The sequence below is a fragment of the Paenibacillus sp. PSB04 genome (genome assembly GCF_025809195.1).
Classification (GTDB): Bacteria; Bacillota; Bacilli; order Paenibacillales; family Paenibacillaceae; genus Paenibacillus_AQ; species Paenibacillus_AQ favisporus.
Genome location: NZ_CP081301.1, coordinates 801,136 through 824,730 on the forward strand (window position 1 = coordinate 801,136; position 23,595 = coordinate 824,730).

General features: G+C 55.7%; 22 protein-coding genes. 5 read left to right on the forward strand and 17 right to left on the reverse strand.

What is annotated here, in order from left to right; translation table 11 throughout:
• Nucleotides 1-129: 129 nt before the first annotated feature.
• The gene (locus K2F33_RS04180; protein ID WP_076174523.1) at nt 130-927 is read left to right on the forward strand and encodes a flagellar motor protein; all 798 of its coding nucleotides are present in this window, start codon (nt 130-132) and stop codon (nt 925-927) included.
• Nucleotides 911-1,708: a flagellar motor protein MotB gene (locus K2F33_RS04185; protein ID WP_263881054.1), complete on the forward strand. Its 798-nt coding sequence runs from the start codon at nt 911-913 to the stop codon at nt 1,706-1,708. Before K2F33_RS04180 ends, K2F33_RS04185 begins: the two co-directional genes overlap by 17 nt.
• Nucleotides 1,709-1,809: 101 nt before the next feature.
• Here the strand turns inward: K2F33_RS04185 and K2F33_RS04190 are convergent, their stop codons facing one another.
• The 5 genes from K2F33_RS04190 to ftsE form a co-directional block, all read right to left on the reverse strand.
• The gene (locus K2F33_RS04190) at nt 1,810-3,108 is read right to left on the reverse strand and encodes a PDZ domain-containing protein (protein WP_263881055.1); all 1,299 of its coding nucleotides are present in this window, start codon (nt 3,106-3,108) and stop codon (nt 1,810-1,812) included.
• A 90-nt stretch (nt 3,109-3,198) separates the two neighbouring features.
• Nucleotides 3,199-4,623 (reverse strand): S41 family peptidase, encoded by a 1,425-nt coding sequence (locus K2F33_RS04195; protein WP_089550487.1) that lies wholly within the window; start codon nt 4,621-4,623, stop codon nt 3,199-3,201.
• 136 nt (nt 4,624-4,759) lie between these two features.
• The gene (locus K2F33_RS04200; RefSeq protein WP_263882286.1) at nt 4,760-6,052 is read right to left on the reverse strand and encodes a murein hydrolase activator EnvC family protein; all 1,293 of its coding nucleotides are present in this window, start codon (nt 6,050-6,052) and stop codon (nt 4,760-4,762) included.
• 77 nt (nt 6,053-6,129) lie between these two features.
• Entirely contained in the window at nt 6,130-7,041 is a 912-nt protein-coding gene (gene ftsX / locus K2F33_RS04205) for a permease-like cell division protein FtsX (protein ID WP_076174530.1), read from the reverse strand.
• On the reverse strand, nt 7,031-7,717 hold the full coding sequence (gene ftsE, locus K2F33_RS04210; protein WP_089550485.1) for a cell division ATP-binding protein FtsE: 687 nt from the start codon (nt 7,715-7,717) through the stop codon (nt 7,031-7,033). Before ftsE ends, ftsX begins: the two co-directional genes overlap by 11 nt.
• A 213-nt stretch (nt 7,718-7,930) precedes the next feature.
• Here ftsE and K2F33_RS04215 point away from each other — a divergent pair, with 213 nt between their 5' ends.
• A complete protein-coding gene (locus tag K2F33_RS04215; protein ID WP_263881056.1) occupies nt 7,931-9,370 on the forward strand; it encodes a VanW family protein in 1,440 nt (479 codons plus the stop codon).
• A gap of 115 nt (nt 9,371-9,485) precedes the next feature.
• Here K2F33_RS04215 and K2F33_RS04220 read toward each other — a convergent pair whose 3' ends face one another.
• Nucleotides 9,486-9,641, reverse strand: a complete 156-nt coding sequence (locus tag K2F33_RS04220; RefSeq protein ID WP_163882621.1) for a hypothetical protein — start codon at nt 9,639-9,641, stop codon at nt 9,486-9,488.
• Between the two features lie 166 nt (nt 9,642-9,807).
• On the opposite strand from K2F33_RS04220, the gene K2F33_RS04225 reads away from it, so the two are divergent.
• Both K2F33_RS04225 and dnaN read left to right on the forward strand, forming a co-directional pair.
• On the forward strand, nt 9,808-10,053 hold the full coding sequence (locus tag K2F33_RS04225; RefSeq protein ID WP_263881057.1) for a hypothetical protein: 246 nt from the start codon (nt 9,808-9,810) through the stop codon (nt 10,051-10,053).
• Nucleotides 10,054-10,071: 18 nt separating this feature from the next.
• The gene (gene dnaN / locus K2F33_RS04230) at nt 10,072-11,190 is read left to right on the forward strand and encodes a DNA polymerase III subunit beta (RefSeq protein WP_263881058.1); all 1,119 of its coding nucleotides are present in this window, start codon (nt 10,072-10,074) and stop codon (nt 11,188-11,190) included.
• A gap of 107 nt (nt 11,191-11,297) precedes the next feature.
• Here the strand turns inward: dnaN and K2F33_RS04235 are convergent, their stop codons facing one another.
• The 11 genes from K2F33_RS04235 to argC all read right to left on the reverse strand — a co-directional run bounded on the left by K2F33_RS04235 (nt 11,298) and on the right by argC (nt 23,571).
• Nucleotides 11,298-12,827: an MDR family MFS transporter gene (locus tag K2F33_RS04235; RefSeq protein ID WP_263881059.1), complete on the reverse strand. Its 1,530-nt coding sequence runs from the start codon at nt 12,825-12,827 to the stop codon at nt 11,298-11,300.
• Nucleotides 12,828-12,864: 37 nt separating this feature from the next.
• Nucleotides 12,865-13,602 (reverse strand): cytoplasmic protein, encoded by a 738-nt coding sequence (locus tag K2F33_RS04240; RefSeq protein ID WP_263881061.1) that lies wholly within the window; start codon nt 13,600-13,602, stop codon nt 12,865-12,867.
• A gap of 134 nt (nt 13,603-13,736) precedes the next feature.
• Entirely contained in the window at nt 13,737-14,462 is a 726-nt protein-coding gene (locus K2F33_RS04245) for a polymer-forming cytoskeletal protein (protein ID WP_263881062.1), read from the reverse strand.
• Nucleotides 14,463-14,466: 4 nt separating this feature from the next.
• Complete coding sequence (locus K2F33_RS04250) at nt 14,467-15,102, reverse strand: YhbD family protein (protein ID WP_263881063.1); 636 nt, start codon at nt 15,100-15,102, stop codon at nt 14,467-14,469.
• Between the two features lie 225 nt (nt 15,103-15,327).
• Complete coding sequence (gene argH / locus K2F33_RS04255) at nt 15,328-16,731, reverse strand: argininosuccinate lyase (protein WP_263881064.1); 1,404 nt, start codon at nt 16,729-16,731, stop codon at nt 15,328-15,330.
• A gap of 109 nt (nt 16,732-16,840) precedes the next feature.
• A complete protein-coding gene (locus tag K2F33_RS04260; protein ID WP_212985547.1) occupies nt 16,841-18,073 on the reverse strand; it encodes an argininosuccinate synthase in 1,233 nt (410 codons plus the stop codon).
• Between the two features lie 26 nt (nt 18,074-18,099).
• Nucleotides 18,100-19,056 carry an ornithine carbamoyltransferase gene (gene argF / locus K2F33_RS04265; RefSeq protein WP_263882287.1) on the reverse strand — a complete coding sequence of 319 codons (957 nt, stop codon included), beginning with the start codon at nt 19,054-19,056 and terminating at the stop codon, nt 18,100-18,102.
• A 46-nt stretch (nt 19,057-19,102) separates the two neighbouring features.
• Nucleotides 19,103-20,299 (reverse strand): acetylornithine transaminase, encoded by a 1,197-nt coding sequence (locus K2F33_RS04270; RefSeq protein WP_263881065.1) that lies wholly within the window; start codon nt 20,297-20,299, stop codon nt 19,103-19,105.
• A gap of 93 nt (nt 20,300-20,392) precedes the next feature.
• Nucleotides 20,393-21,226 (reverse strand): acetylglutamate kinase, encoded by an 834-nt coding sequence (gene argB / locus K2F33_RS04275; RefSeq protein ID WP_263881066.1) that lies wholly within the window; start codon nt 21,224-21,226, stop codon nt 20,393-20,395.
• A gap of 33 nt (nt 21,227-21,259) precedes the next feature.
• Entirely contained in the window at nt 21,260-22,489 is a 1,230-nt protein-coding gene (gene argJ / locus K2F33_RS04280) for a bifunctional glutamate N-acetyltransferase/amino-acid acetyltransferase ArgJ (protein ID WP_263881067.1), read from the reverse strand.
• A 17-nt stretch (nt 22,490-22,506) separates the two neighbouring features.
• Nucleotides 22,507-23,571, reverse strand: a complete 1,065-nt coding sequence (gene argC, locus K2F33_RS04285) for an N-acetyl-gamma-glutamyl-phosphate reductase (RefSeq protein ID WP_105444827.1) — start codon at nt 23,569-23,571, stop codon at nt 22,507-22,509.
• Between the last annotated feature and the right edge of the window lie 24 nt (nt 23,572-23,595).

A 23,595-nucleotide genomic window follows, 5' to 3' on the forward strand; every position in this document is an offset into this window, starting at 1 on the left:
TATGTCGAGATTTCCCGATATAAGCTATAGGAAATCATTGTTGAAATAAGAATATTTGTTCCCGTCTATTATACTCTGATCAAGTGCCGTATGCAAACCCTAACTCATGAACAGGAGTGATAGCACAACATGGAAATCACAACAATACTGGGCATCCTGGCGGGACTTGCCGCGCTGGTAGGTGGCTTTTTATGGGAAGGAGGTCAGATTAATGGATTAATGCAGGCAGCGGCCGCCCTGATCGTATTCGGGGGTACCATTGCCGCTGTCGTTGTCAGTTACCCGCTTCACCGGCTCAAGACGATTCCCAAAGCGCTGCGCTTTGCCTTCAGCAAACCGGCCGAGGATACAAACCAGCTGATCGAAGACTTGGTTGGCATGGCCACGGCGGCCCGACGCAACGGAGTGCTCTCTCTTGAAAGAATGGCGATGGACCATCACAACTCGTTCCTTCGCGAAGGCATTCAGCTGGTCGTCGACGGAACGGAAGAATCCCAGATCAAACAAATCATGGAGCTCGAAATGGACGCTGTAGAGCAAAAGCATGAAAACTACGCCAAAATATTCGAGTCCGCGGGCGGCTACGCCCCCACCATGGGTATCATCGGCACCGTTATGGGGCTGATCCATGTCCTCGGCAGCTTGTCCGAGCCGACCGATCTGGGGCCGTCGATCGCCGTTGCTTTTACCGCTACGTTATACGGCGTGGCGAGCGCCAATATTATCTTTTTACCCATTGCGTCAAAAATTAAGTCCCGCAGCGCCGATGAAATTCAGCAATTGGAACTTTTGATGCAGGGCATTCTGGCGATTCAGAACGGCGAGCACCCCAACATGGTGCGTAAAAAGCTCGTTTCCTTCACACCGGTGGACAGCTATCATGCCCCTGCCGTGAAGGAGGAATTCATCGATGAGACAGCGGAATAGACGCCAGGGCCGGAGGAAAAGCGAAGGAGACGGCGGCCGGGACCGGTGGCTGATCACTTATGCGGACCTGATCACGCTGCTCCTGATCTTTTTCGTCATGATGTTCGCGATGAGCCGGCTGGACGTTGAGAAGTACGAAGCGATTACCCAATCCCTGCAGCATACGTTCAAAAGCGGCGATTCGATCCTCGAGAAGGGATCCGGCATCACCGGCCAAGCGGACAAAAATACGCATCGAAATCCCGACACGGCCAAAAAGCCGCAGAACAGCGGCTCTCAGGAACTGACCGAACGGGAACTTGCCTTCCGCAAGCAAGAGCAGGAGCTCCAGAACCTGATGCAGGTCATTTCACAGTATGTGAAGGATAACCGGCTGGAGGACCAGATATTTGTGGCGGACGAGCCTCAAGGCATCTCCATTACGCTGAGCGACCAATTTTTGTTCGATGTCGGCAAAGCGGACCTAAAGCCCGGCTCAGCACCGGTGCTGGACAAGCTAGCAAGCCTGTTTAAGAACCTGAGCACGGTGATCAGCATTGAGGGTCACACCGACAATCTGCCGATCGTGCATGCTTCGAATTACAAAGACAATTGGGAGCTTTCCGGAGCGCGGGCGCTGTCGGTCCTGCGGTTTTTCCTTGACCAGAAGCATCTGAACCCGGACGAATTCCAGTACGCCGGATACGGCGACACGCGTCCTGTCGGGGATAATGGCACCAAAGCCGGAAGGCAGAAAAACCGCCGGGTGGAGATCATCGTCCTCCGCCAGCTTCAGGAATAATCAGTAACCTCCTGCTTCGCCGGTAAATCATCCGTTGGTCCTTTCATAAGACAAAAAAAGCGTGGAAGCTCTGAAGCTCCCACGCTTTTTGCGTTCTTGCCTTACATGTCGGCTTCCCGCGCATCATGCGATGCAGGGGTGGACGACTTGCTGCGGGCATGAATTTTCATGCCGATCAGCTGAAACAGATTGACCGGCTTCAGCACCAGCGCCACGCCGGCATCCGGGTCCGGAGCCAGAATAACGCCCAGCTGGTGATGATCCCCGTCGTAGATTGCCCGCTGGAGGAACTTGACTTCACCCTGCAGGTTTTGCACTTCCAGCTTGCAGAAGGCCGGGTTTTTGCGGATCGCCAGATGCAGCTGCTCTTTGGACCGGATCGCCATGCCGTTGACCTTCACAATCGATTCGCCGGCCGCAATGCCCAGCTCTTCGGCAGGGCTCCCGGGAATGACGGCCAGCACCTTCAGCCCCTGCACAGGATGGACAAACACCGGACTCCGGTGCTGCTCCTCATACCGGCTGTACCAGGCCAGCCCTTCATGAAGCACAAAGGCGATCAAGGCTGCCACAAGCGCGAGCGGGCTCCACCATGCCGACAGAATGCTGAAAGCCAGCAGAACGACGCCATAGATAAGGAGGCGTTTGAATGTCCGATCGGCCTTCACCTGCGGAAGCAGGCTCTGCGTCATTTCGCTGAAGCCGATCACCACCGGCAGCGCCATCATGCTGAAGCCGCTGCTCCATCCGTCTCCGCCAAATAAAGGCGTCCAGGGCAGAGTCACATCCGAGGTCCCCGGAATCAGCAGAAACAGAGGAATCGGCCAGAATACCTGCATCTGATAGCCTCCAACGAGCTTGCCTCGCTTCCCTTCAATAAAGAGCGGATTGGCGAAGGATGCTCCCTGCAGGCGAATGAGCAGCGCCTCGGCCAAGTGCAGCACCGCGACCAGGGCAAGCAGGGCAGGAATATCCAGGCCCGCTACCGTATCCTTCATCGTTTTCAGGAACCCGTCCGGACTCCAAGAAAACAGCCCCATCACAAACTGAATCACGCCCAAGATCCCGATGGCGTAGGCAAAGCATAAATACCTTACCCGGAACAGCAGCAGCACGATGGCTACCACCCAGATGCAGATCACCGCTTCCGTGGTCAGCGAAATTCCCAAAAACGCTGCAGCCACCGAGACGCCAATCCCGGCCAGCAGTCCACCCCAAAAGGTTCGCCATGTCTGCAGCCCCCAGCTGTGCAGCCGGACGGAGAACAGCTTTCTCTCCAACAGCACCTGCCTGCGGTACACCAGCGCCATCAAAATGATCGAAATATAATAAAACGGCTGCGTCAGCAGCTGTAACAAAGCATCCCCCAACTTCCACAACAGTTCCAATGCGACATCCAATCCGTCACCACGCTCCTTTACCATGACATTTACGCATATCCAGGACAGACATCAGACGCAAGAAAAAAAGAAGGCTAAAGATCAGCCTTCTTAACGATTCGACGCGGCAGCGGCAATTTCCTTCCGCACCTCGTCGATCCCGCGGTTCAATTGATTATCGTATTTCGGATTGCGGATGTGCTCGATCAGCGCGTTCTCGAGTGCTTCCGCCGTCTTCGCGTCAATGACACCGTTCGCGCTCAGCTTCGCGCTGCTTTGGAACGACTTGACGGCCGCCACGGTTTTCTCATCGAAGAATCCGTCTTTGCGTCCAGGCTTGAAGCCAAGTCCGTCCAGCATGATCTGCGCACTCTTCACGTCAGTGTTATTCATGTTGTATTCCAGCGATTTGTCTTTGTTGATCGGAGCCACCGAGAAGTAATCCGGCTGATCCACCGCAATGTCAGGCTTGATGCCCTTCTTGTGGATCCAGCTGCCGTTTGGCGTCAGCCATTTCGCGATCGTAATCTTGAGCAGGCTGCCGTCGCCCATTTGCTTGTCGAAGCTCGTCTGTACGGTTCCTTTACCAAAGGAGTTTTCACCGATCAGCTTCGCTCCGGCCGACTGCTGCAAGGCACCTGCCAGAATTTCGGATGCGCTGGCGCTTCCCTTGTTCATCAGGAGGGCGACCGGATAGTCTTTGCCCGTTCCCTTGGACTCGCTCTTCTCGCGCTTCTTGTTCTTGTCTTCAACCTGAACGATCAGCTTGCCTTTCGGCACGAATTGCTCGGCGATATCGATCACGACGGACAGCACGCCGCCGGGGTTGTTCCGGACATCGATGACGAGGCCCTTCATGCCTTCGCTCTCGAGCTTCGCCAGTTCTTCCTTGAAGCGATCGCCCGTGTTCAGGGAGAACTGGGTAATTTCAATCACGCCTACCTTACCCGGTTCCATGTGGGCATTGACGGTCTCCAGATCGACATCGTCGCGCACGATGGTGTACTGAAGCGGCGTCGATACGCCGCTGCGGCGAACCGTCAGCTTGGCCTCGCTGCCTTTCGGACCGCGGATTTTCGAAACCGCATCGTTCAGCTCAAGCCCGCTCAGCGATTCTCCGTTCACCGTCAGGATGATATCCTTGGCGCGGAGTCCTGCCTTTTCTGCAGGCGATCCCTTGATCGGAGACACGATGACCACATTGCCGTCTTCCGAGGACACTTCGGCACCGATGCCGCTGAACGAGCCCTCGATGCTCTCCTCAAATTCCTGTGCCGTTTGCTTACCCATATAAGTCGAGTACGGATCTTCCAGCGATTCCATCATGCCGTTGATGGCGCCATCCACCAGCTTGCTCCGGTCCACATCCTCATAATAATTGCCTTGGATGAGATCCAGAGCCGTACCGATTTTCTTCGCTTCATCCTGCTTCAAGCCGCCGCTGACCACGCTCGCTAACACGCCCTGGCCCGTCGAGGCCTGATTCGCAAAGCTTGCGCTTGTTAACACGAGGGTCAGTACGCTTCCCAACAGCATACCTACGACGACCAACAATGCGACCGTACGTTTCTTCAAAGTAAGTTTCACCGCCTTTTATTTTCCGGCCGAACCTCTTATGACCAGACTTAACCATCCTAGTATATGTTCGGCTTGTACGGAATATTTATACGGTCTACAGATACGGCATCGGGTCCACAGGCGTTCCATTCTGACGGACTTCAAAATGAAGGTGAGGCCCCGTGACTTGTCCCGTTGCGCCGGATTCTGCAATCACCTGACCGCGGCTGACATGCTCGCCTACCTTTACTTTAATACCGCCTTCACGTATATGTCCATAGAGGGTCCACATTCCGTCCCCATGATCGATGATGACACAGTACCCGTAACCGCTCCACCATTCGGCCAGCGTGACGGTTCCCGTTTCAGCGGCGTGGATCGGCGTTCCCTGCGGAACGGCAAGGTCCACCCCTTTATGCATCTTGCCGACTTCCCCCGTAACCGGATGGACTCTTCGGCCGAAAGACGAAGAAATACGGGCTCCGCTCACCGGCATATACAGCGGTCCGCCGCTGCCCGAGAAGCCGCCCGAGCTTTCAACCGTCGTTGTCGCGCTCCTCTTCTTGGCCGCTGCCGCTGCTGCAGCCGCTCTCTTCGCAGCAGCAGCTTTGGCTGCCGCCGCCTTTCTCGCCGCTTCTTCAGCCTTCAGCTTGTTCTTCTCCTGCTCCAGGGAAGCACGCTTGCTGACGAGCGTGACGAGCAGCTGATCCTGCTCTTCACTGGTGTCGTCGGATTCTTCAATCTTCTGGTCGTACTGCGCGATCAGAATCTGCTTCTGCCGCTCGTTTTCAGCCAGAATGGCCTTCTGGTCTTCCATCTGGGCATACAAATCCTTGGCTTTGGCGTAATCCGACTCCAGTTCCTTTTTCTTAGCCAGCACCAGCGCCTTATCCTTCTTGTGCTGCTCCAGCAAGTCCTTGTCCTGGTCTACGAATTCCTTCAGTGCATCGGCCCGTTCCAGGAAATCGGAGAAGCTGGTCGATGAGAGCAGCACCTCCAAGTAGGATACATTGCCGTCGGTATACATAAGACGTACCCGGGACTCCAGCATTTTCTCCCGCGACTGGATCCGCTCCTCGGCGGCATCCAGCTCGGCTGCGGTCTGATGGAGCTTGTCCTGCGTGTCGTCAATTTGAACCGTCAATTTGGTCATCGTGTTGCTCACCGTACTAATCTGGTTCATAACGTACTGCAGGTTTTGGGTCGTTTTATTTTTGTAATGCTGCGCTTCCTGCTTCTGGGCTTCCGCCTTGCTCTTCTGCTGCTTGGCGGTCTTCGCCTGCTGCTGCAGCACTCTCAATTCATGGTCGATCTCATCGACCGTCTTTTTCTTTGCCAGACCTTCCGAAGGCTGAAATACAGCCGCTGCGATCATAACTACAGCCAAACATGTGGCGATCTTTTTCAACTTGCGTTCCCCGTCCTTTTCCAAAAGTTTCTCCTGTATAACCAAGACTCTCCGTCAGCTACTTATCGTTCTTGTTCTTATACCTTCAAAAATTTGCGAATAGATAGGGTCGTTCCCCACATGCCGATCAGCACGCCGAGGACAATCAGTAATCCTCCCCACTGCCACAGCTGGCTCAGCGGGAGAAGGGACATCTGAAGCGTAAAATCCGAGCCGATGGAGGCGGCCAGCCGGTCATAACCGACGAACAGCAGCGCCACCGTGATGACGGACCCGATCAGCCCGATCAAGGTGCCCTCCACGAAGAACGGCCAGCGGATAAAATAATTCGTCGCCCCGACCAGCTTCATAATGCTGATTTCCCGGCGGCGGGCAAGAATCGTAACGCGAATGGTGTTGGAGATCAGGAACATCGACATGACGGCGAGGCCGGCCACGAAAATAAACCCGATGTTGCGCACCAGGCGCGTCACTTTAAACAGCGTTTCGATTGTGCCTTTGCCGTACTTCACTTTCATGATCGGCTGCTCCGTATGGCTCGTGTTCAGCGCCTCGATCTTCTGGGCGACGAACGGAACCGTCGTCGGCTCGATCACCTCAACCATAATGGTGTCCGGCAGCGGGTTGTTATCCTTGCTGAAGCCTTCAAGCAGTTCCTTCCCCTCGTCTCCCATACTGTTGCGGAAATCGGTGAGGCCCTGCTCCTTGGAAATAAACTGCACCTTGCTGACCTCCGGCATCGCGGAGATTTCGTTCTGCACCTTCTCGCGCAGCTTCTGGTCGACGTTCAGGTTGAGATAAGCGCGGATCTGCACTTGTTTATCGGCCTTGTCGGCCAAAGCGTTGACATTGAGCACCAAGATGATAAATACCCCGAGCACGAACAGGGATACCACGATGGAGGTAACGGAAGCTACGGTCATCCACCCGTTGCGGAAGATGCTGTTAAACCCGACCCGCAAATGCCGCAGAAAGGTGTTAAAAGTCATACCCGTACTCCCCTCTCTGCTGGTCGCGTACAATGTTGCCGTGCTCGATCGCGATGACGCGCTTGCGCATCGTGTTCACGATCTCCTTGTTGTGGGTGGCCATGACGATGGTTGTTCCGCGGAAATTGATCTCATCAAGCAGCTGCATGATGCCCCACGACGTTTCGGGGTCGAGGTTGCCGGTAGGCTCGTCCGCGATAATGACCGCCGGGTTGTTCACGATAGCTCTGGCGATCGCGATCCGCTGCTGCTCTCCCCCGGACAGCTGCGCCGGAAGGCGGGTGGCTTTGGACTTCAGTCCAACCAGATCCAGCACCTCCATCACGCGCTTTTTCATCTGCCGCTTCGGCGCTTCGATGACTTCCATGGCAAAAGCCACGTTTTCATATGCCGACAGCGTCGGAAGAAGGCGAAAATCCTGAAAAATGACGCCGATATTCCGGCGCACATACGGAATTTTCCGCTGCTTCAGCTTGCCGATATTAAAACCGTTCACAGAGATTTGCCCTTTGGTCGGCACTTCTTCTCTATAAATAAGCTTCATGAATGTCGATTTGCCTGCGCCGGACGGTCCGACGACGTATACGAATTCGTTGCGGTCGATCTTGACCGATACGCCTTGCAATGCATGGGTTCCATTCTGGTAGGTCTTCCATACGTCCTGCATTTCAATCACTTCGTTCATCACTTCCTAATTACATAATCAGCCATTATAAATTCGACACATTCCAGCTAATTCCTTTAAAAAAGCGTAGGAATCATCACGATGTGTTTCATTGTAACAAAATTGTTACCTTTTGAGTACCCGAAATTTTTCCACTTTGCCTACATATATATGGAAAGACAGCATCAATCACGATGAAGAGGAAGCGAAAGAGGTGGGAGCCCTATGAAAAAAATTCATTTGAGCCTGATCATTATCGCCAGCATCCTGCTGATCGGTTCCGTCACCGCCGGGTGGGTACATCTATATATCGGACAAAACACCCTTCCGGATAAGATCCAGGTTGCCGGCTACCCGCTCGGAGGAAAAGATTCAGATGAAGCGCTTAAGCTGCTGGACGCCCGACTCAGACAGATGGAGAGCATTCCCTTGACGCTGTCTGTGGCCGCCAAAGGCATTCCGGATGCCCAGCTGACGCTGAAGGAAGCCGGCGTTTCGTTTGAAGCGGACGCCTTTAAAGAGGCGGTTGCGAAGCTGCATGAAGGGAGCTGGCTGGACCAGCTGAAATACCGCTGGCAATTTCAAACGGACTGGAACATCGTGCCCCACTGGGATATTTCCGCGCTGAAGGAGAAATTCACGCCGGAGTGGGAGCAGGAGCATTTCGGGCTTCCGGTGGAAGCCACGCGGCGGATCTCAGGTAAAGACGAGGTCGTGTACACGCCGGAGGTTTCGGTCTCGCGGATTGACTGGAACACGCTCAAGGAGCAGATGACGGCGCTGATTCCGAAGGACTTTGCCCTGATTGCCGGCGGTGAAAAGCCCAAGCTCAGCCTGGACCTTCCCCTGTACCGGATGGTGCCGAACGTCACGATCAGCAGCCTCAAGGAAGAAGGAATCGAGCGAAAAATCATCGAGTTCTCCACCGGGCTCGGTTCGAGCGGGCCGGGAAGGGTATACAATGTCGATTCCGCCGCCAAGGCGGTGAACGGCATGGTGCTGAAGCCGGGTGACGTGTTTGATTACAGCAAGGTCATTGCCAAGGCGGAGGAAAAGTACGGGTTCCAGGAGGCGCCGGTCATCCTGAACGGGAAGCTGGTGCCTGGCGTAGGCGGAGGCATCTGCCAGGTGTCCAGCACCGTGTACAATGCGGCGGTCCGGACCGGGCTTGAAATCGTCGAGCGGCGCAACCATTCCCTGCCGGTCAGCTACTTGCCGAAAGGGCAGGATGCTACGTTTGCCGAAGGCTCGATCAACTTCCGCTTCCGGAACAATACAGGCAAGTCGCTGCTGATACAGGCCGAAGTCAAGGATCGGAATCTGATCGTCAAATTTTTTGGCACCTTCCCGAAAAATGTCACCTATGACCTCATGTCCCGCACGGTCGAAACTCTCCCGGTCACCGAGAAGTTCGTGCAGAATCCGACCCTTCCGGTCGGCGGCCAAGAGATCCTGCAGAGCGGCAAACCCGGCTACGTCGTCGAGACCTATCAAATCAAGAAGGTGGATGGCAAAGAGGTATCGCGCAAACGTATTTCCCGTGATACGTACCGTCCGCAAAACCGGCTGATCGCGGTCCATACGGAAGATTCGGGAGAGGGCAGCCCCGCTCCAGGCTCTGAAGAGCAAATCGTGGAGGACGGCGTAAGCGGGCCGAACTTCTGAGGGCAGTTGAAGCGCAGCAATGGATTGTCAGCTATAATCCAAACGAAGCAAAAGGGTGCCTCCGCCGGTTTAACGAAACCGCTGGAGACACCCTTTTTATCATCATATGTGAGCTCTACTGAATAATCCCGATCCGGCGCGCCTGCTCCTCCGTCAAAATGTACTCCTCGCTCGGCCACACTTCCTCCTCGGCCTCGACGCCGAACATCTTCATCACTTCGCCCCAGATGCCCTTCTCTACCGCTTCCGCCTGCGTAATAATGATTTTCATGACGCTCACTCCTTTTCGCATCTTTTACCCTTTTATACCCCGTTTGGGGTGGGTTGATTCGCTTGGCGCTAAAAGAGTGCTTCTTGCCCAACACTCTCGAACTGTGATAGATTAATATTAGAAAATATTTGAAATAGGTTACCTTATTCAAATAGGAGGCATGATCATGGAGCCGCGCAACAAAGTAAAAATCGGCATCCCCGATAAGGAAGGTCAGCTGAGCTTCATGTTTACCCGTGGCGGAGCGCGCCGGGGAGCAGGCAGAAAAGGGATCGGGACGACCCGCAAAGTATCGTTAACTTTATCCGAAGCAACATGGAGCCATCTGGATGCCTATTGTGACGACCATCAGTTTACTCGGTCCGAAGTTCTGCGTGGAATGATCGAGCATTATTTTTCCGACCAAAATTAAAAGAAAAAGGTGACGCCCGTGTTTGTCCGTATCCCAGGTGATCTTCTGGCTCAAACCGTTCAACAGGTTGCCGTCGCAGCGTCGGTATCCTCGGCACAACCGCAGAACTCTATGATTCATTTACATACGAGTCAGAATGGACTGACTCTTGCATCAGGAACAAGCTCGGGAATGGTCATTCAAGCAAAGCTTCCACTCGATGAGGGACACTGTCAAACGGAGTCCATTGCCGTGCCTTCGCGTCTATTTGCGGATATGGTTCGCAAGCTGCCTGCCGGAGTGGTGACCCTGGAAACACAGCCGCCTTTCCTATTAAAGATTAGCTCAGGCAGTACTGTATTCCGACTCTACGGAATGGATCCAGAGGATAGCTGTTCCGTTCCAGACCTCGGAAACCACCTGTTGGATGTGGAGCTGTCGAGCTCTCAATTTAAAAAAATGGTTCAGCAGGTCGTTTTTGCATCCGCCAGATCCAATGAAGCCAGGCCAGTGTTAACCGGCGCCCTGTTTCACATTGCAAATGGCTCAATGAAGCTGATGGCTACAGACGGTGTGCGCCTGGCTTCATGCACAATCCATCTTGACCGTAATCTGAGCAATGAAGTTGAGGCCATTATACCTTCCGCATATTTAAAGCATGTCTCCAAGCTGCTGTCCGGAGAGAAGCTGCGGATCTCCTTCAGCAATCACCGGATGGTTATACAGAATCAAGATCTCGCGGCTTACATTCCTCTAATAACCGGATCCTTCCCGCCAATGGAAACGATGACCAACGCCACATATGTAACGGAAGTTCGGGTTTCCTCAGCAGCCTTTCTCAGCGCGATCGAGCGGGTTAATTTGGTTGGGGGCGGACAAACGGTTCTGCTGAATGGAACACCCCATTCCTTGGAATTAAGCTCCAATACGCCAGAAGTTAGCGATGTTCATGAGACTACTCCTGTGCAGGGCTTTCAAGGGGAGCCATTTCGTATTGCATTCAACGGGAAGTTTATGCAAGACATCATACGTGCAGTTGACAGCGAATGGATCAGCATTCAATATGCAAGTCCTTTAAAACCCCTCATTGTTACTTCTGCTTCTACAAATGAGTCCCTGGTTTATCTGATCACTCCGCTAAGGACGAGAGCTACATAGATACATACACCTTTTAAATTACAAACACCTGCCAAAATAAAAGAAGAAACCAGGGCTCGCCCCAGCTTCTTCTTTTCCAGGAGAGAAAGTTCCAAATCACGCTTCCATTAATGATGCGCCCCATCTTTACGCGCTCCCGGTCCCATCTGGGACATTTGCAGCCTTGATCCGCCCATCAAGGAGACCGAAACCAGCGCCAGTGCCGCCGGTATTACGGCCCACAGGAACGCATGGTCCACGGAGACGGACAGCGCGCTGCTGATCTTCTCCATGACCGGTGCCGGAATAAGCGCTCTGCGCTCCGGCGAGAGCATCTGCTGCGGATCCATCGTGGCCGGCATATTCTGGGCAGAAGCTCCCAGGGTGCTGCTCAGCCGGTCATGGAAGTCATTTCGCTGGATGATGCCGAAGATCGTAATCCCCACGGTCATTCCCAGTGAGCGCAGGAAGGAAATCGTCGAGTTGGCCGAGCCCCGCTGTCTGGCGTCTACACCCTGGATGGCCGACATCCCGAGCACGGAGAACGAAAATCCCATCCCGAAGCCGGCGACCAGCATATAGATGGACAGCATCGTCCGCGTCGTCTCCGGCGTAATCGTGCCGAGCAGCAGCATGCCGCCGCCGAAAATAACCGCCGACAGGATCATGACGCTGCGGAACGACATTTTGGTGGACAGCATGCCCCCTACTTGCGAGGCAACTACGGAACTCAGAGTCATCGGAAGTAGTATCAATCCGGAGTTAGTTGCATTTCCCCCCATGACCCCTTGCACGAAAATTGGAATGTACACGGCTGCGGTAATGAAAGCCGCCCCATAGAACAAGGCCGCTGCGCTGCTGAAGGCGAACAGCCTTTTGCGGAACATGTCGTAGGACACGATCGGTTCGGCCACCTTGGCCTCCACGGCCAGGAAGACGATCATCAGCACGGCAAACGCGGCGAATAATCCGATAATGACCGGTGAATCCCAGGCATATTTGCTGCCGCCCAGCTCCAGCGCGAACATCAGGCTGACCACGGAGCCCACCAGCGTAGCGGCTCCCCAAATGTCGATCTTTTGCTTGGAATGCTCATGAGACTCATGATAGAACAGCACCACCAGCAGAAAGGCTGCAATGCCTAAAGGCAGGTTAATATAGAAAATCCAGCGCCACTCCAGATAATCGGTGATATACGCTCCGAGAAGCGGCCCGAACAAACTCGACACCCCGAATACGGCGCCAAACATGCCCGCCATCTTGCCTCTGGACTCCACCGGGAAAATATCAAACACGATCGTAAAAGCAATCGGCACCAGCGCCCCGCCGCCGATTCCCTGAATCGCGCGGTAAATGCTCAGCTCGGTAATGCTGTGCGCCGTCCCGCACAAGGCCGAACCCAGCAGGAACATGATGATCCCGAATACGAAAAACCTTTTCCTTCCATACATATCGGACAATTTGCCGAAGATCGGCATGCCGGCCATCTCTGCCACCATATAGGCGGAGGTGACCCAGACGAATTGGTCCAGACCGCCCAGCTCGCCGACGATCGTCCCCATTGCGGTCGAGACGATCGTGTTGTCCATCGCGGCGATCAGCACGCCGAGCAGCAGACCGGCGACGATCAGACCCAGCCTGTTCTTTTTCACTGCCATATCACGCACTACCCCTTTATATTGTTTGTAAAATATCCTATCCCAGCCGGACAAACCGGCCTACACTTGCCGCCGTGTCCTGCTTGAATTCGTCCGTATACTCCACCAGTCCGATCTCGCATCCGCTGCCGATGTTCACCCTTCTGCCCCGGACGACGGCAGCCTTGGTGTTCTCGAGATAAACGACGTCGCCTTCGATGCTCTCCGCGCTGAGCTCCCCGCCATCGTAATGGGAAGTCATCTTCCCGAACAGCGGAATCTCCAGCCCTTTCTTGACGGTGATCTTGGCACCTACAAGCTCTCCAATCCGGCTCGGTCCATACATTTTAATCTCGACGAGCTCGCCGTTCAGCATGCCCGGGACTTCTACCACACCCCGCACGAGCAGCTCCTCCGTCTGGCCGGACGCCGCCCGAAGGCCGCCGTTGATCTTGACGAAATCCGAAGACACATTGCCGCCGACGGCCAGCTCGCCGTTAATGCTGATGCTTTTCAACTGAAGATCCCCGGACACGCTTACCTCGCCCTGAGACTTCAGCAGTCCGCCCTGAAGGTTCTCCCGGACGTTCAGCGTTCCGTTGACGGATGCGGTTTCTGTGATCAGGGAGCCGTTCACCTGAGCCGTACCCAGGCATTTAAACAGCCCGCAGTCCGCCGTACTGCTGATTTCCGCGTCACCCATAATTTTGACCTGGTTAAAAGTCCCGCCCCCCGAGCTCCCGCTGCCCGTGATTTTGATATCGCCAAGCCCTTGGCGGTTTCCATTTGCCGTCATGACCTTTTCCTCCCTTATGAATACCCGGTCGTCCGGGCATTCCCTGAATGTTATCTCATGCATCCGTATTGGAACGTTGCTCGATTGCTGCCTAGCCGATTCCAGCGCAGATTCACATCTGCTTCAAAGCTGCTTCAGATCTGCTTCGCCGATCCGACCTGAGCGTCTCCGTCCCGCTTGAAGTCGACCTTGTATTCGACTCTGCCGATTTTACAGCCGGGGCCGATCCGCACTTCGCTGCCGCGGACGACATCCGCTTCGGTATATTCCAGGTCCACGAAGTCCCCTTCAATGAGATCGGCCTTCAGGCGGTTGTTGAAGACCGGGGCCAACTGCAGCAAAATAGGCGCTTTCTTCAACCGGCGCACGGTAATATGATCCCCGCCAATTTCCTTGGCTTTGCTGGCCAGGCTCATCTTTAAGTCGATCTCGCCGGCGTTCACCAGCCCATCCACGTTAAAGCCGCCGTGAACCGACAGCACCTCGCACTGTACGTCCCCTTTCGACTTCAGGCTGCCCGACACTTCCACTTTCTCACTGTTGAGTCCCTTTTCCAAGGTGACCTGGCCGTTGATCGCAGCCGATTCGCTGCAGCGGGTCATCTCTTTGACCGATCCCATGCCGTCCAGAATCAAACGTTCGGCCGATAAATTGCCGCCGATCGACATCGTCCCGTTGATCTTGACCGTTTCCCCAAGCACCGAACCCGAAATGTTCAGGGTGCCGTTGGAATCCAGCGTAATGCAGTCGATATCTCCCTTCACCTTGCTGATCCCGTCAATCCTAACCGTTTTATACACACCGGACGCCACCGTCCCGATGCCCGACATCGACATGTCATGTCTTTGTTCCCGCTCCATCGCCTCAAACCTCCGATTGGTTGATTTTTAATTTCAATTCCTCGATACAGCCCCTTAAAGGCAGGCGGAACACCCACTTGGCATCCCGGTCCACATATACATGCTCGGTAGTCTCGATTAGCAGCAGCAGCGGCACGCCCATTTTGCGGATGAGCGCCAGCTCGCACGGTCTGCTTGCCACCTTGGCGTAATGACCCCGCATGAGGGATAACAGCATCTTGCCTTCATCCCGGGTTATTTCTCCGCTCTTGAGCAGCTTCTCCAGTACATAGACCGAGAGAATATCGGCGAACGTCAGCACGTCCTGCTTCCCCAGCTCCTGTTCGAACAGATCCAGCGTCATATTTGTAACAATGTTACGTTGTAAAAGCTCGCCGGGGGTGATCGATACTTCCCCGGAGCTCGGCGAAAACACATCGGCCAGCTCGTCGAGGGACAAACCGTCCTTCATATTGATAATGCGGTCTATGCGCTGCAGTATTTTTTGCTTCGGAAAAAAGGTCTCCTGTCCCGTGAAGGAAGACTTGCGGATAAACCATTCCTCGGGAATGAGGTTTTTCCGCTTCCAGCGGTACAGCTGTCCATAGGAAATTCCGGTCAGTTCCAGCAGATCCTTTTTGGAAATCTCTTCTTCGTTCATTGCACATCCTCCTCGCAGAAATAATGTAACATAACATTGTTACGTTGTAAATACGGCAAATGAAAAATATGGGGGACGCAACGAAAAAAGACGCCTCCACAAGGGAAGCGCCTTTTCTTACTGCAATTTCTGATCTGCAATTTATTATTCCGCTGCTAAAAATTAGTCCGTCTGCCTGAAGTCAAATCAGGCTCAATCACATAACCACGCCGTTACGGCTATCGTCTATACGTGCTCGGCAAGCCACTGCTCTGTCATGCTGAGCAGCACCTCACCGCGCTTAATCGCTTCCGCCACCTGATCCGTCGCCGTGCCTCCGTACACATTGCGGGCGTTCACGACGGTTTCCGGCCGCAGCACCTCATAAATCGTGTCGTCGAACAGCGGCGAGAACTGCTGGAACTCCTCCATCGTCAGGTCAAGCAGGTACTTGCCCTGCTGGATGCAGTACAGCACCGTTTTGCCGATGACTTCATGCGCCTGGCGGAACGGCAGCCCTTTGCCCACGAGAAAGTCGGCGATGTCCGTCGCGTTCGAGAAATCCTGGTTGACCGCTTCGCGCATGCGGCTCTTGTTCACCTTCATCGTCGCGATCATCGGCCCAAACAGCTGCAGGGCCCCCTCCAGCGTGGCCACCGTGTCGAACATGCCTTCCTTGTCTTCCTGCATATCCTTGTTGTATGCCAAAGGCAGCGACTTGAGCACGGTCAGAAGGCCCATCAGGTTGCCGTACACGCGGCCGGTTTTACCGCGAACCAGCTCCGGCACGTCCGGGTTTTTCTTCTGCGGCATGATGCTGCTGCCGGTACAGAAGGCGTCGTCCAGCTCGATAAAGTTAAACTCCGTGCTGCTCCACAGCACCAGCTCTTCGGACAGGCGGGAGAGATGCATCATGATGATGGACGCGTGGGACAGGAACTCCACGATAAAATCGCGGTCGCTGACCGCATCCAGACTGTTCTCGTAGACCCGGTCAAACTGCAGCTGCTCCGCCACGAAATGGCGGTCGATCGGGAACGTCGTCCCGGCCAGGGCGCCGGCGCCGAGCGGCAGGACGTTGATGCGCTTGTAGCTGTCCATAAGGCGCTCAATATCGCGCTGGAACATGGAGACGTACGCCATCAGATGATGGGCGAACAGAATCGGCTGCGCCCGCTGCAGATGCGTATACCCCGGGATGATCGTATCCAGGTTGTCCCTTGCTTGTCCGATCAGCGATTTTTGCAGCTCATGCAGCATGCCGGCCAGCTCGACGACCCGCTTGCGCAAATACAGGTGCATGTCGGTCGCCACCTGATCGTTCCGGCTGCGTCCCGTATGCAGCTTGCCGCCGACCGGGCCGATCTCGGCGATCAGATTTTTCTCCACGTTCATATGGATGTCCTCATCCGCCACCGAAAACTCGATTTCGCCGCGGCGGATTTTGTCCAGCACGGTTTGCAGCCCCGCCTTGATCGTCTCCACCTCTTCCTGCGGAACGATTCCGCATTTGCCCAGCATCGTCACATGAGCCAGGCTGCCTTGAATATCTTCCTCGGCGAGCGCCTGGTCAAAACCGATCGAAGCCGTATATTCGTCTACCAGATGGTTGGTCTGCTTCGTAAAGCGCCCTCCCCACAGTTTGCCCACTATCGTTCTCTCCCCTCTTGCTTGACAGCAGAGGGCCGCTCCTTCCCGTGACCGACAAGGAACGGCCTCCCTACGACATGCTTGTGCTGTTGATTATATCATGGAAAAATTATTTGTTCTGTGCCACGCCTGTGCCGACTTTAAGACGCAGAGCGTTCAAATGGATAAAACCGGTAGCGTCCCCTTGATCGTACGCTTGGGTCGGATCAGCTTCCATCGTGGCGATGTCCGGGTTGTACAGGCTGACCGGGCTCTTCACGCCGGCGGCGATGATATTGCCCTTGTACAGCTTCACGCGCACCGTACCGGTCACGTTCTTCTGGCTTTCAGTTACGAGCGCCTGCAGTGCCAGACGTTCCGGTGCGAACCAGAAGCCGTTGTACACAAGCGTGCTGTAACGGGTGATCAGGCTGTCGCGCAGGTTCATCACTTCGCGGTCCATCGTGATCGATTCCATTTTGCGGTGCGCGGTGAACAGGATCGTGCCCCCTGGCGTTTCATACACGCCGCGGCTCTTCATGCCGACAAAGCGGTTCTCCACCATGTCCACGCGGCCGATGCCGTGCTTGCCGCCGAGCTCGTTGAGACGCTCCATCACGGCCAGCGGGTTCAGCTTCTCGCCGTTAATGGCGACGCAGTTCCCTTGCACAAAATCGAGCTCCACATATTCCGCCTCATCCGGCGCATCTTCAGGAGAGGCACTGAGCAGGTACATGTCTTTATTTTCCGGAGCGCTCGCATCGAACCAAGGATCCTCGAGCACGCCGCTCTCATAGCTGATATGCAGCAGGTTGCGGTCCATCGAATAAGGCTTCGCCGCCGAGGCTGTTACCGGAATGCCATGCTTCTCGGCAAAAGCGATCATTTCCGCGCGTCCCGGGAACTCGTTACGGAACTCCTCAAGACGCCATGGAGCGATGACTTTGATGTCCGGAGCGAGGGCCGCAGCCGCCAGCTCAAAACGCACCTGGTCGTTCCCTTTGCCCGTTGCGCCGTGCGCGATTGCCGTTGCGCCTTCCGCGCGGGCGATGTCCACCATGCGCTTGGCGATCAGCGGGCGCGCAATGCTCGTGCCGAGCAGGTACTGCCCCTCATACAGCGCTCCCGATTGGAACATCGGGAAGATGAAATCCTGTGCGAACTCGTCACGCAGGTCGTCAATATATACTTTCGAGGCGCCGGTAGCCAGTGCCTTTTCCTCCAGACCGTCCAGCTCTTCCTTCTGTCCGATATCGGCCGTAAATGCGATGATTTCAGCGTCATACGTTTCCTTGAGCCACTTTAGAATGACCGACGTATCCAGACCTCCGGAATACGCCAGTACGATTTTTTCTTTTGCCATGTCTTAACTCCCTCTCCTGACTAATCTTAACCCATCAATGCGGCCATCAGCGCTTTTTGCGCGTGCAGACGGTTTTCGGCCTGGTCAAAAATAACTGAGTTTTTGCCGTCGATGACCCCTTCGCTCACTTCTTCCCCACGGTGTGCCGGCAGGCAGTGCATGAACAGGTAGTCTGCCTTCGCCAGCTGCGCCAGCTTTTCGTCGACTTGATAGTTTTTGAACGCCGCCTCGCGGACCTTCTGCTCTTCCTCAAAGCCCATGCTGGCCCATACATCGGTATAAATGACGTCCGCGTCCTTCACCGCTTCTTCCGGACTGTGCGTAACGACGATCTTCGCGCCGCTCTCCTTGGCGATCTCTTGGCTTGCCTTCACCACGGCCGGATCCGGGGTGTACCCTTCCGGACTTGCGATCGATACGTTCACGCCCAGCTTGGCGCCGCCGATCATCAAGGAATGGGCCATGTTGTTGCCGTCGCCGATGTAGGCGAGCTTCAGGCCTTTCAGTTGGCCCTTGTGCTCATAGATCGTCTGGTAATCCGCCAGCACCTGGCACGGATGCGCCAGATCGCTCAGGCCGTTGATCACCGGAACGGAGGCGTATTTCGCCAGATCCGTCACATTGTGATGCCCAAAGGTGCGGATCATGATGCCGTCCAGATAACGCGACAGCACCTGCGCCGTATCGCTGATAATTTCTCCGCGTCCGAGCTGGATGTCGTTTTTGCTTAAAAAGAGCGCGTGGGCTCCGAGCTGGAACGCCCCCACTTCGAACGATACCCGGGTACGGGTGGATGATTTCTCGAAAATAAGTCCGATCGTTTTGCCCTTCAGCGGCTGGTATTCCTCGCCGTTTTTCTGCTTGCGCTTGAGTTCGATCGCCAGATCGATCAAGTACTGAATTTCTTCCGGTGTATAATCGTCGAGCTCCAGCAGGTCTCTTCCCTTCAGGTCGATATCCTGCAGCAGCCCGGTTTGGCTCAACATCGTTACGTCCTCCTTTATCAGTGCATGCTCTAATGCTGCCCGGCTACGCCTTGTTTACTGCGGTATGATCATGGATCAGCTCGGCAATCATGCCGACGGCCTGATCGATTTCTTCTTTGGAAATATACAGGTTCGGAAGCAGGCGGATCACGTTCGGACCGGCGGTCACGAACAGCAGCCCGCGTTTCTGCCCTTCCAGCACGATGTCGTTCACCGGCTCCTTGCACTCGATGCCGATGAGCAGCCCCAAGCCGCGCACATCATTGACAAAAGGATGCACAGCCACCTTTTCTTTCAACTGCTGGATCAAATACTCGCCCATGTCCGCGGCGCGCTGCGGCAGCTGATCTTCGAGAATCGTCTCGATCGTGGCGATCATCGCTGCCGTCGCGATCGGCGTGCCGCCGAAGGTAGAACCGTGGCTGCCCGGCGTAAACGCGTCTTTCAGATACCCTTTGCCGAGCATTGCTCCTGCCGGGAACCCGCTGGCAATGCCTTTGGCGAGTGTGAAAATATCCGGCTCAATGCCGTAATGCTCATACGCAAACAGCTTGCCTGTACGTCCCATGCCGGTCTGCACCTCGTCAAAGATGAGCAGAAGCCCATGCTGTTCGCACAGCGCCTTCACTGCCTTCAGGAAGTCCGGCTGCACGACAAGCACGCCGCCTTCCGCCAGTACCATCTCGATCATGATCGCAGCCGTATCCGGGCCGATGGCCGCTTTCAGCGCATCCAGATCATGCAGCGGTACGCTCTTGAAGCCGGCAGGCAGCGGCAGAAAGCCGTCTTTCACCTTGTCCTGGCCGGTTGCCGTCAGAGTAGCCAGCGTACGTCCGTGGAAGGATTGATGGAAGGTGATGATTTCAAAGCGTCCGGTGCCTCTCACTTTCTGGTGGTAGCGGCGGGCCAGCTTGATGGCCGCTTCGTTCGCTTCGGCGCCGCTGTTGCAAAAGAACACCGCATCCGCGCAGCTGTTCGCCGTCAGCAGAGAAGCTGCTTTTTCCTGATTCGGAATGTGGAACAGGTTCGATACATGCCACAGCTCATCCAGCTGGGCTTTCAGCTTCTCGGTCACTTTCTTCGGCGCATGGCCCAGATTGGTCACCGCTATACCGCACATAAAGTCGAGGTATTTGTTCCCTTTATCGTCCCACAGCCAGCTCCCTTGCCCTTTCACCAGGCTGATCGGATATCTGGCATAGTTCTGAAACAATGAGCTTGCCTGTTCGCTTGCACTCATCCCTATTCACTCCTTCTCCCGGAGCCGCAGGTCCCTCCCTGTGCCCCTGTATAATAAAAACGTTTATCGATGTAAATTCAAAGTACCTTTATCTTAATCCCGCACGATGCGGGTACCCAACACTTCACCCTGCAGCACCCGGCTCAGTACCCGGGGCTCACTGCCGTCCACGATGACGACTTCCTGCACGTCTCCTTGAATGCAGCTCACCGCGGCCCGAACTTTCGGAATCATGCCGCCGTAAATGTCGCCGCTGGCGATCATGTCTTCGATTTGCTGCACCGTCACCGACGGCAGCACCTGCTTCTCGCCGTCCACGGCTTTCAGGATGCCGGGCACGTCCGTGACCACGATCATCCGGTCGACTCCCAGATGGGAAGCGACGGCGCCCGCCGCGGTATCGGCGTTAATGTTGTAACGCTGCCCAGCCGCGTCCACCCCGACCGGTGCGATGACCGGCATGTAGCCCATGGCCGTAATGCCTTTAACGATCGCCGATTCCACATAGGTCACGTTGCCGACATGGCCAACCTCGGCCGCGTTCGCAACCGGCTCGGCTTGGATCAGTCCCCCGTCGACGCCCGACAGGCCAAGAGCCCGGCCGCCCGTGCTCTGGATCCGCCGCACGATCTGCTTGTTGATCGTTCCTGCCAACACCATCTCCACGACATCCAGGACGTCCTCGGTTGTTTTGCGCAGGCCGTTCACGAATTCCGTTTCAATGCCCAGCTTGGCGAGATTGTCCGAAATGGCCGGCCCGCCCCCATGGACGATGACCGGCTGCACGCCCTGCTGCTGCAGCTGCTTCAGATCCTCAAAGAAAGAATCCGGCAGTGCCGCCAGCGTGCTTCCCCCGCACTTCATGACAAACGTCTGCTGGTCATCCGCTCCAATATGGGAGCCCTGCTCATTCTCCAGCGTCTTCATATGCATTCACTCTCCCCTGCAGCTGCCTTCGCCTTATGTCCGGTAAGCCGCATTGATACGCACGTAGTCATAAGTCAAATCGCAGCCCCAGGCGGTGGCTTGCCCGGCTCCGCCGTGCAGATCCACGACGATGCGGACGGTGTCCCCTTTCAAGTAAGCCAACGCTTCATCTTCATCAAAAGCGACCGGACGCGATTGTTCCAATACGCTGATATCGCCCAGCCGGATGTCGACCGTCTCCGGATTTACCGGCTCGCCCGCACGCCCGACGGCTGCGATGATCCGTCCCCAGTTGGCATCGGCGCCAAACACGGCTGATTTGACCAGGCTCGAGCCGATGACCGTCTTGGCAATCGCCCGCGCCGACAGGTCACTGACTGCGCCGGTGACGCTGACCTCGACCAGCTTCGTCGCGCCTTCGCCGTCCCGCGCAATCGCTTGGGCCAAGCTCCGGCACACATACGTAAACCCTTCGGCAAACGGCTCCCAATCCGGATGCGCCATCGTCAGTACTTCGTTCCCCGCCAATCCGCTGGCCATGGCGATCAGCATGTCGTTCGTGCTCGTGTCGCCGTCCACCGTAATCATGTTGAACGTCACGTCCGTCGCCTGCCGCATCAGCTGCTGCAGTGCTTCCTGGTCAATGGCCGCGTCCGTCGTCATAAACGCAAGCATCGTCGCCATGTTCGGATGAATCATCCCCGAACCTTTGGCCGCGCCGCCAATCGTTACCTCTTTGCCGTCCACCAACACCGATACGCAGGCTTCTTTTTTCACCAGGTCTGTGGTGAGGATCGCCTGCGAGAAGTCCTCCGCGCCCGAATTGGCGCTGCTGAGCCGCGGCGGCAGCGATTCGATGCCCGCGTTCACGCGGTCCATCTTGAGCAGCTCGCCGATCACGCCCGTGGACGCGACAGCCACGTCCTGCTCCGCCACGCCGAGGTGGCGGGCTGCGGCCGCCCGCATGTCATAGGCATCGGCTTCGCCTTGCTGCCCGGTGCACGCGTTGGCGTTGCCGCTGTTCACGATCACAGCCTGCAGCGTACCGTTCTGCAAGCTCTCGCGCGTCACCTTCAGCGGTGCCGCTTGAAACACATTCGTGGTGTACACGGCCGCAGCCACGGCCGGCACCACGCACAGGATCGCGCCAAGGTCATGGCGATCCGTCTTCTTGAGTCCGCAGTGCACGCCTCCCGCCGAAAAACCTTTCGGCGTGACGATCGATCCGTCCTTCACCTGCGTAAACGTCGTTAATTGTCCCATGTCTATGTTCATCCCGCTTACGGATACACCGGAGTATAGCCGAGTCCGAGATTCTCCTCCCATCCCATCATCAGATTCAGGTTCTGTATCGCCTGGCCTGCCGCACCTTTGACGATATTGTCAATGACCGAAATAATGGTGACCCGGCCCGTCCGCGGATCCGCCGCAAAACCGATATCGCAATAATTGGAGCCCAGCACTTCCTTCGTCGCCGGCCAAATGCCCGTGTCGCGCACGCGCACGAACGGTCGTCCTTGGTAATACTGCCGGTACAGCTCCACAAAATCTTCGTCGTTATATACGCCGTTCAAGTTTGCATACATCGTGCTCATAATGCCCCGGGTCATCGGCACGAGCTGGGTCGTAAACGTCACGGTCACCTGCTCACCGGCCACTTGGCTAAGCACCTGCTCAATTTCCGGGATATGCTGATGCTTATTCACTTTGTAAGCTTTGAAATTTTCATTAATTTCCGCAAAATGAGTCGTCAAGCTCGTTCCGCGTCCCGAACCCGATACCCCGGACTTGGCATCGATGATAATGCTGTTCGGGTTAATCCAGCCGGCGCTGATGGCCGGAACCAGACCGAGCAGGGTAGCCGTCGGGTAACAGCCGGGATTGGAAATAAAGTCCTTGCCGGCGACTTCTTCTCCAAACAGCTCGCACAATCCGAAAACGGCTTGGTCCAAATAGGCCGCATCCGGCGCGGTGTGCTTATACCATTTTTCGTACGTGGCGCCGTCCTTGATCCGGAAATCCCCGGACAAATCAATGACCTTAAGCCCCTCTTCCAGCAAACCCGGCACCAGCTTGGAGCTCACGCCCGAAGGGGTAGCCGTAAAGACGACATCCGCCTTGGCGGCGATTTCCTTCGGATCGGTACCGTCCAAATTTTGCACGATAATATCCGTTAAATGCGGAAAACCTTCCGAAATCGGCGTTCCCGCGCTCGATGATGAAATCACTGACGTAATGACTGCTTTGGGATGCCCCTGCAGCAGCCGGATCAGCTCAACCCCGCCGTAGCCGGTTGAACCGACGATCGCAATCCTAACCTTCTCCCCAGTACCGTGTTCTCCCATTCCCCGCGTTCCCCTCTCTACTGC

What these genes read in the sequence shown, in the direction of transcription:
- K2F33_RS04180 (WP_076174523.1), top strand. Translation starts at nt 130, where the DNA reads ATGGAAATCACAACAATACTGGGCATCCTGGCGGGACTTGCCGCGCTG.
- K2F33_RS04245 (WP_263881062.1), bottom strand. Translation starts at nt 14,462, where the DNA reads ATGGAGCGGGAACAAAGACATGACATGTCGATGTCGGGCATCGGGACG.
- ftsX (WP_076174530.1), bottom strand. Translation starts at nt 7,041, where the DNA reads ATGACTTTTAACACCTTTCTGCGGCATTTGCGGGTCGGGTTTAACAGC.
- argB (WP_263881066.1), bottom strand. Translation starts at nt 21,226, where the DNA reads ATGAAGACGCTGGAGAATGAGCAGGGCTCCCATATTGGAGCGGATGAC.
- K2F33_RS04235 (WP_263881059.1), bottom strand. Translation starts at nt 12,827, where the DNA reads ATGGCAGTGAAAAAGAACAGGCTGGGTCTGATCGTCGCCGGTCTGCTG.
- K2F33_RS04215 (WP_263881056.1), top strand. Translation starts at nt 7,931, where the DNA reads ATGAAAAAAATTCATTTGAGCCTGATCATTATCGCCAGCATCCTGCTG.
- K2F33_RS04185 (WP_263881054.1), top strand. Translation starts at nt 911, where the DNA reads ATGAGACAGCGGAATAGACGCCAGGGCCGGAGGAAAAGCGAAGGAGAC.
- K2F33_RS04195 (WP_089550487.1), bottom strand. Translation starts at nt 4,623, where the DNA reads ATGCTGTTGGGAAGCGTACTGACCCTCGTGTTAACAAGCGCAAGCTTT.
- argJ (WP_263881067.1), bottom strand. Translation starts at nt 22,489, where the DNA reads ATGGGACAATTAACGACGTTTACGCAGGTGAAGGACGGATCGATCGTC.
- argC (WP_105444827.1), bottom strand. Translation starts at nt 23,571, where the DNA reads ATGGGAGAACACGGTACTGGGGAGAAGGTTAGGATTGCGATCGTCGGT.
- K2F33_RS04250 (WP_263881063.1), bottom strand. Translation starts at nt 15,102, where the DNA reads ATGAACGAAGAAGAGATTTCCAAAAAGGATCTGCTGGAACTGACCGGA.
- K2F33_RS04240 (WP_263881061.1), bottom strand. Translation starts at nt 13,602, where the DNA reads ATGACGGCAAATGGAAACCGCCAAGGGCTTGGCGATATCAAAATCACG.
- K2F33_RS04260 (WP_212985547.1), bottom strand. Translation starts at nt 18,073, where the DNA reads ATGGCAAAAGAAAAAATCGTACTGGCGTATTCCGGAGGTCTGGATACG.
- K2F33_RS04225 (WP_263881057.1), top strand. Translation starts at nt 9,808, where the DNA reads ATGGAGCCGCGCAACAAAGTAAAAATCGGCATCCCCGATAAGGAAGGT.
- K2F33_RS04220 (WP_163882621.1), bottom strand. Translation starts at nt 9,641, where the DNA reads ATGAAAATCATTATTACGCAGGCGGAAGCGGTAGAGAAGGGCATCTGG.
- K2F33_RS04270 (WP_263881065.1), bottom strand. Translation starts at nt 20,299, where the DNA reads ATGAGTGCAAGCGAACAGGCAAGCTCATTGTTTCAGAACTATGCCAGA.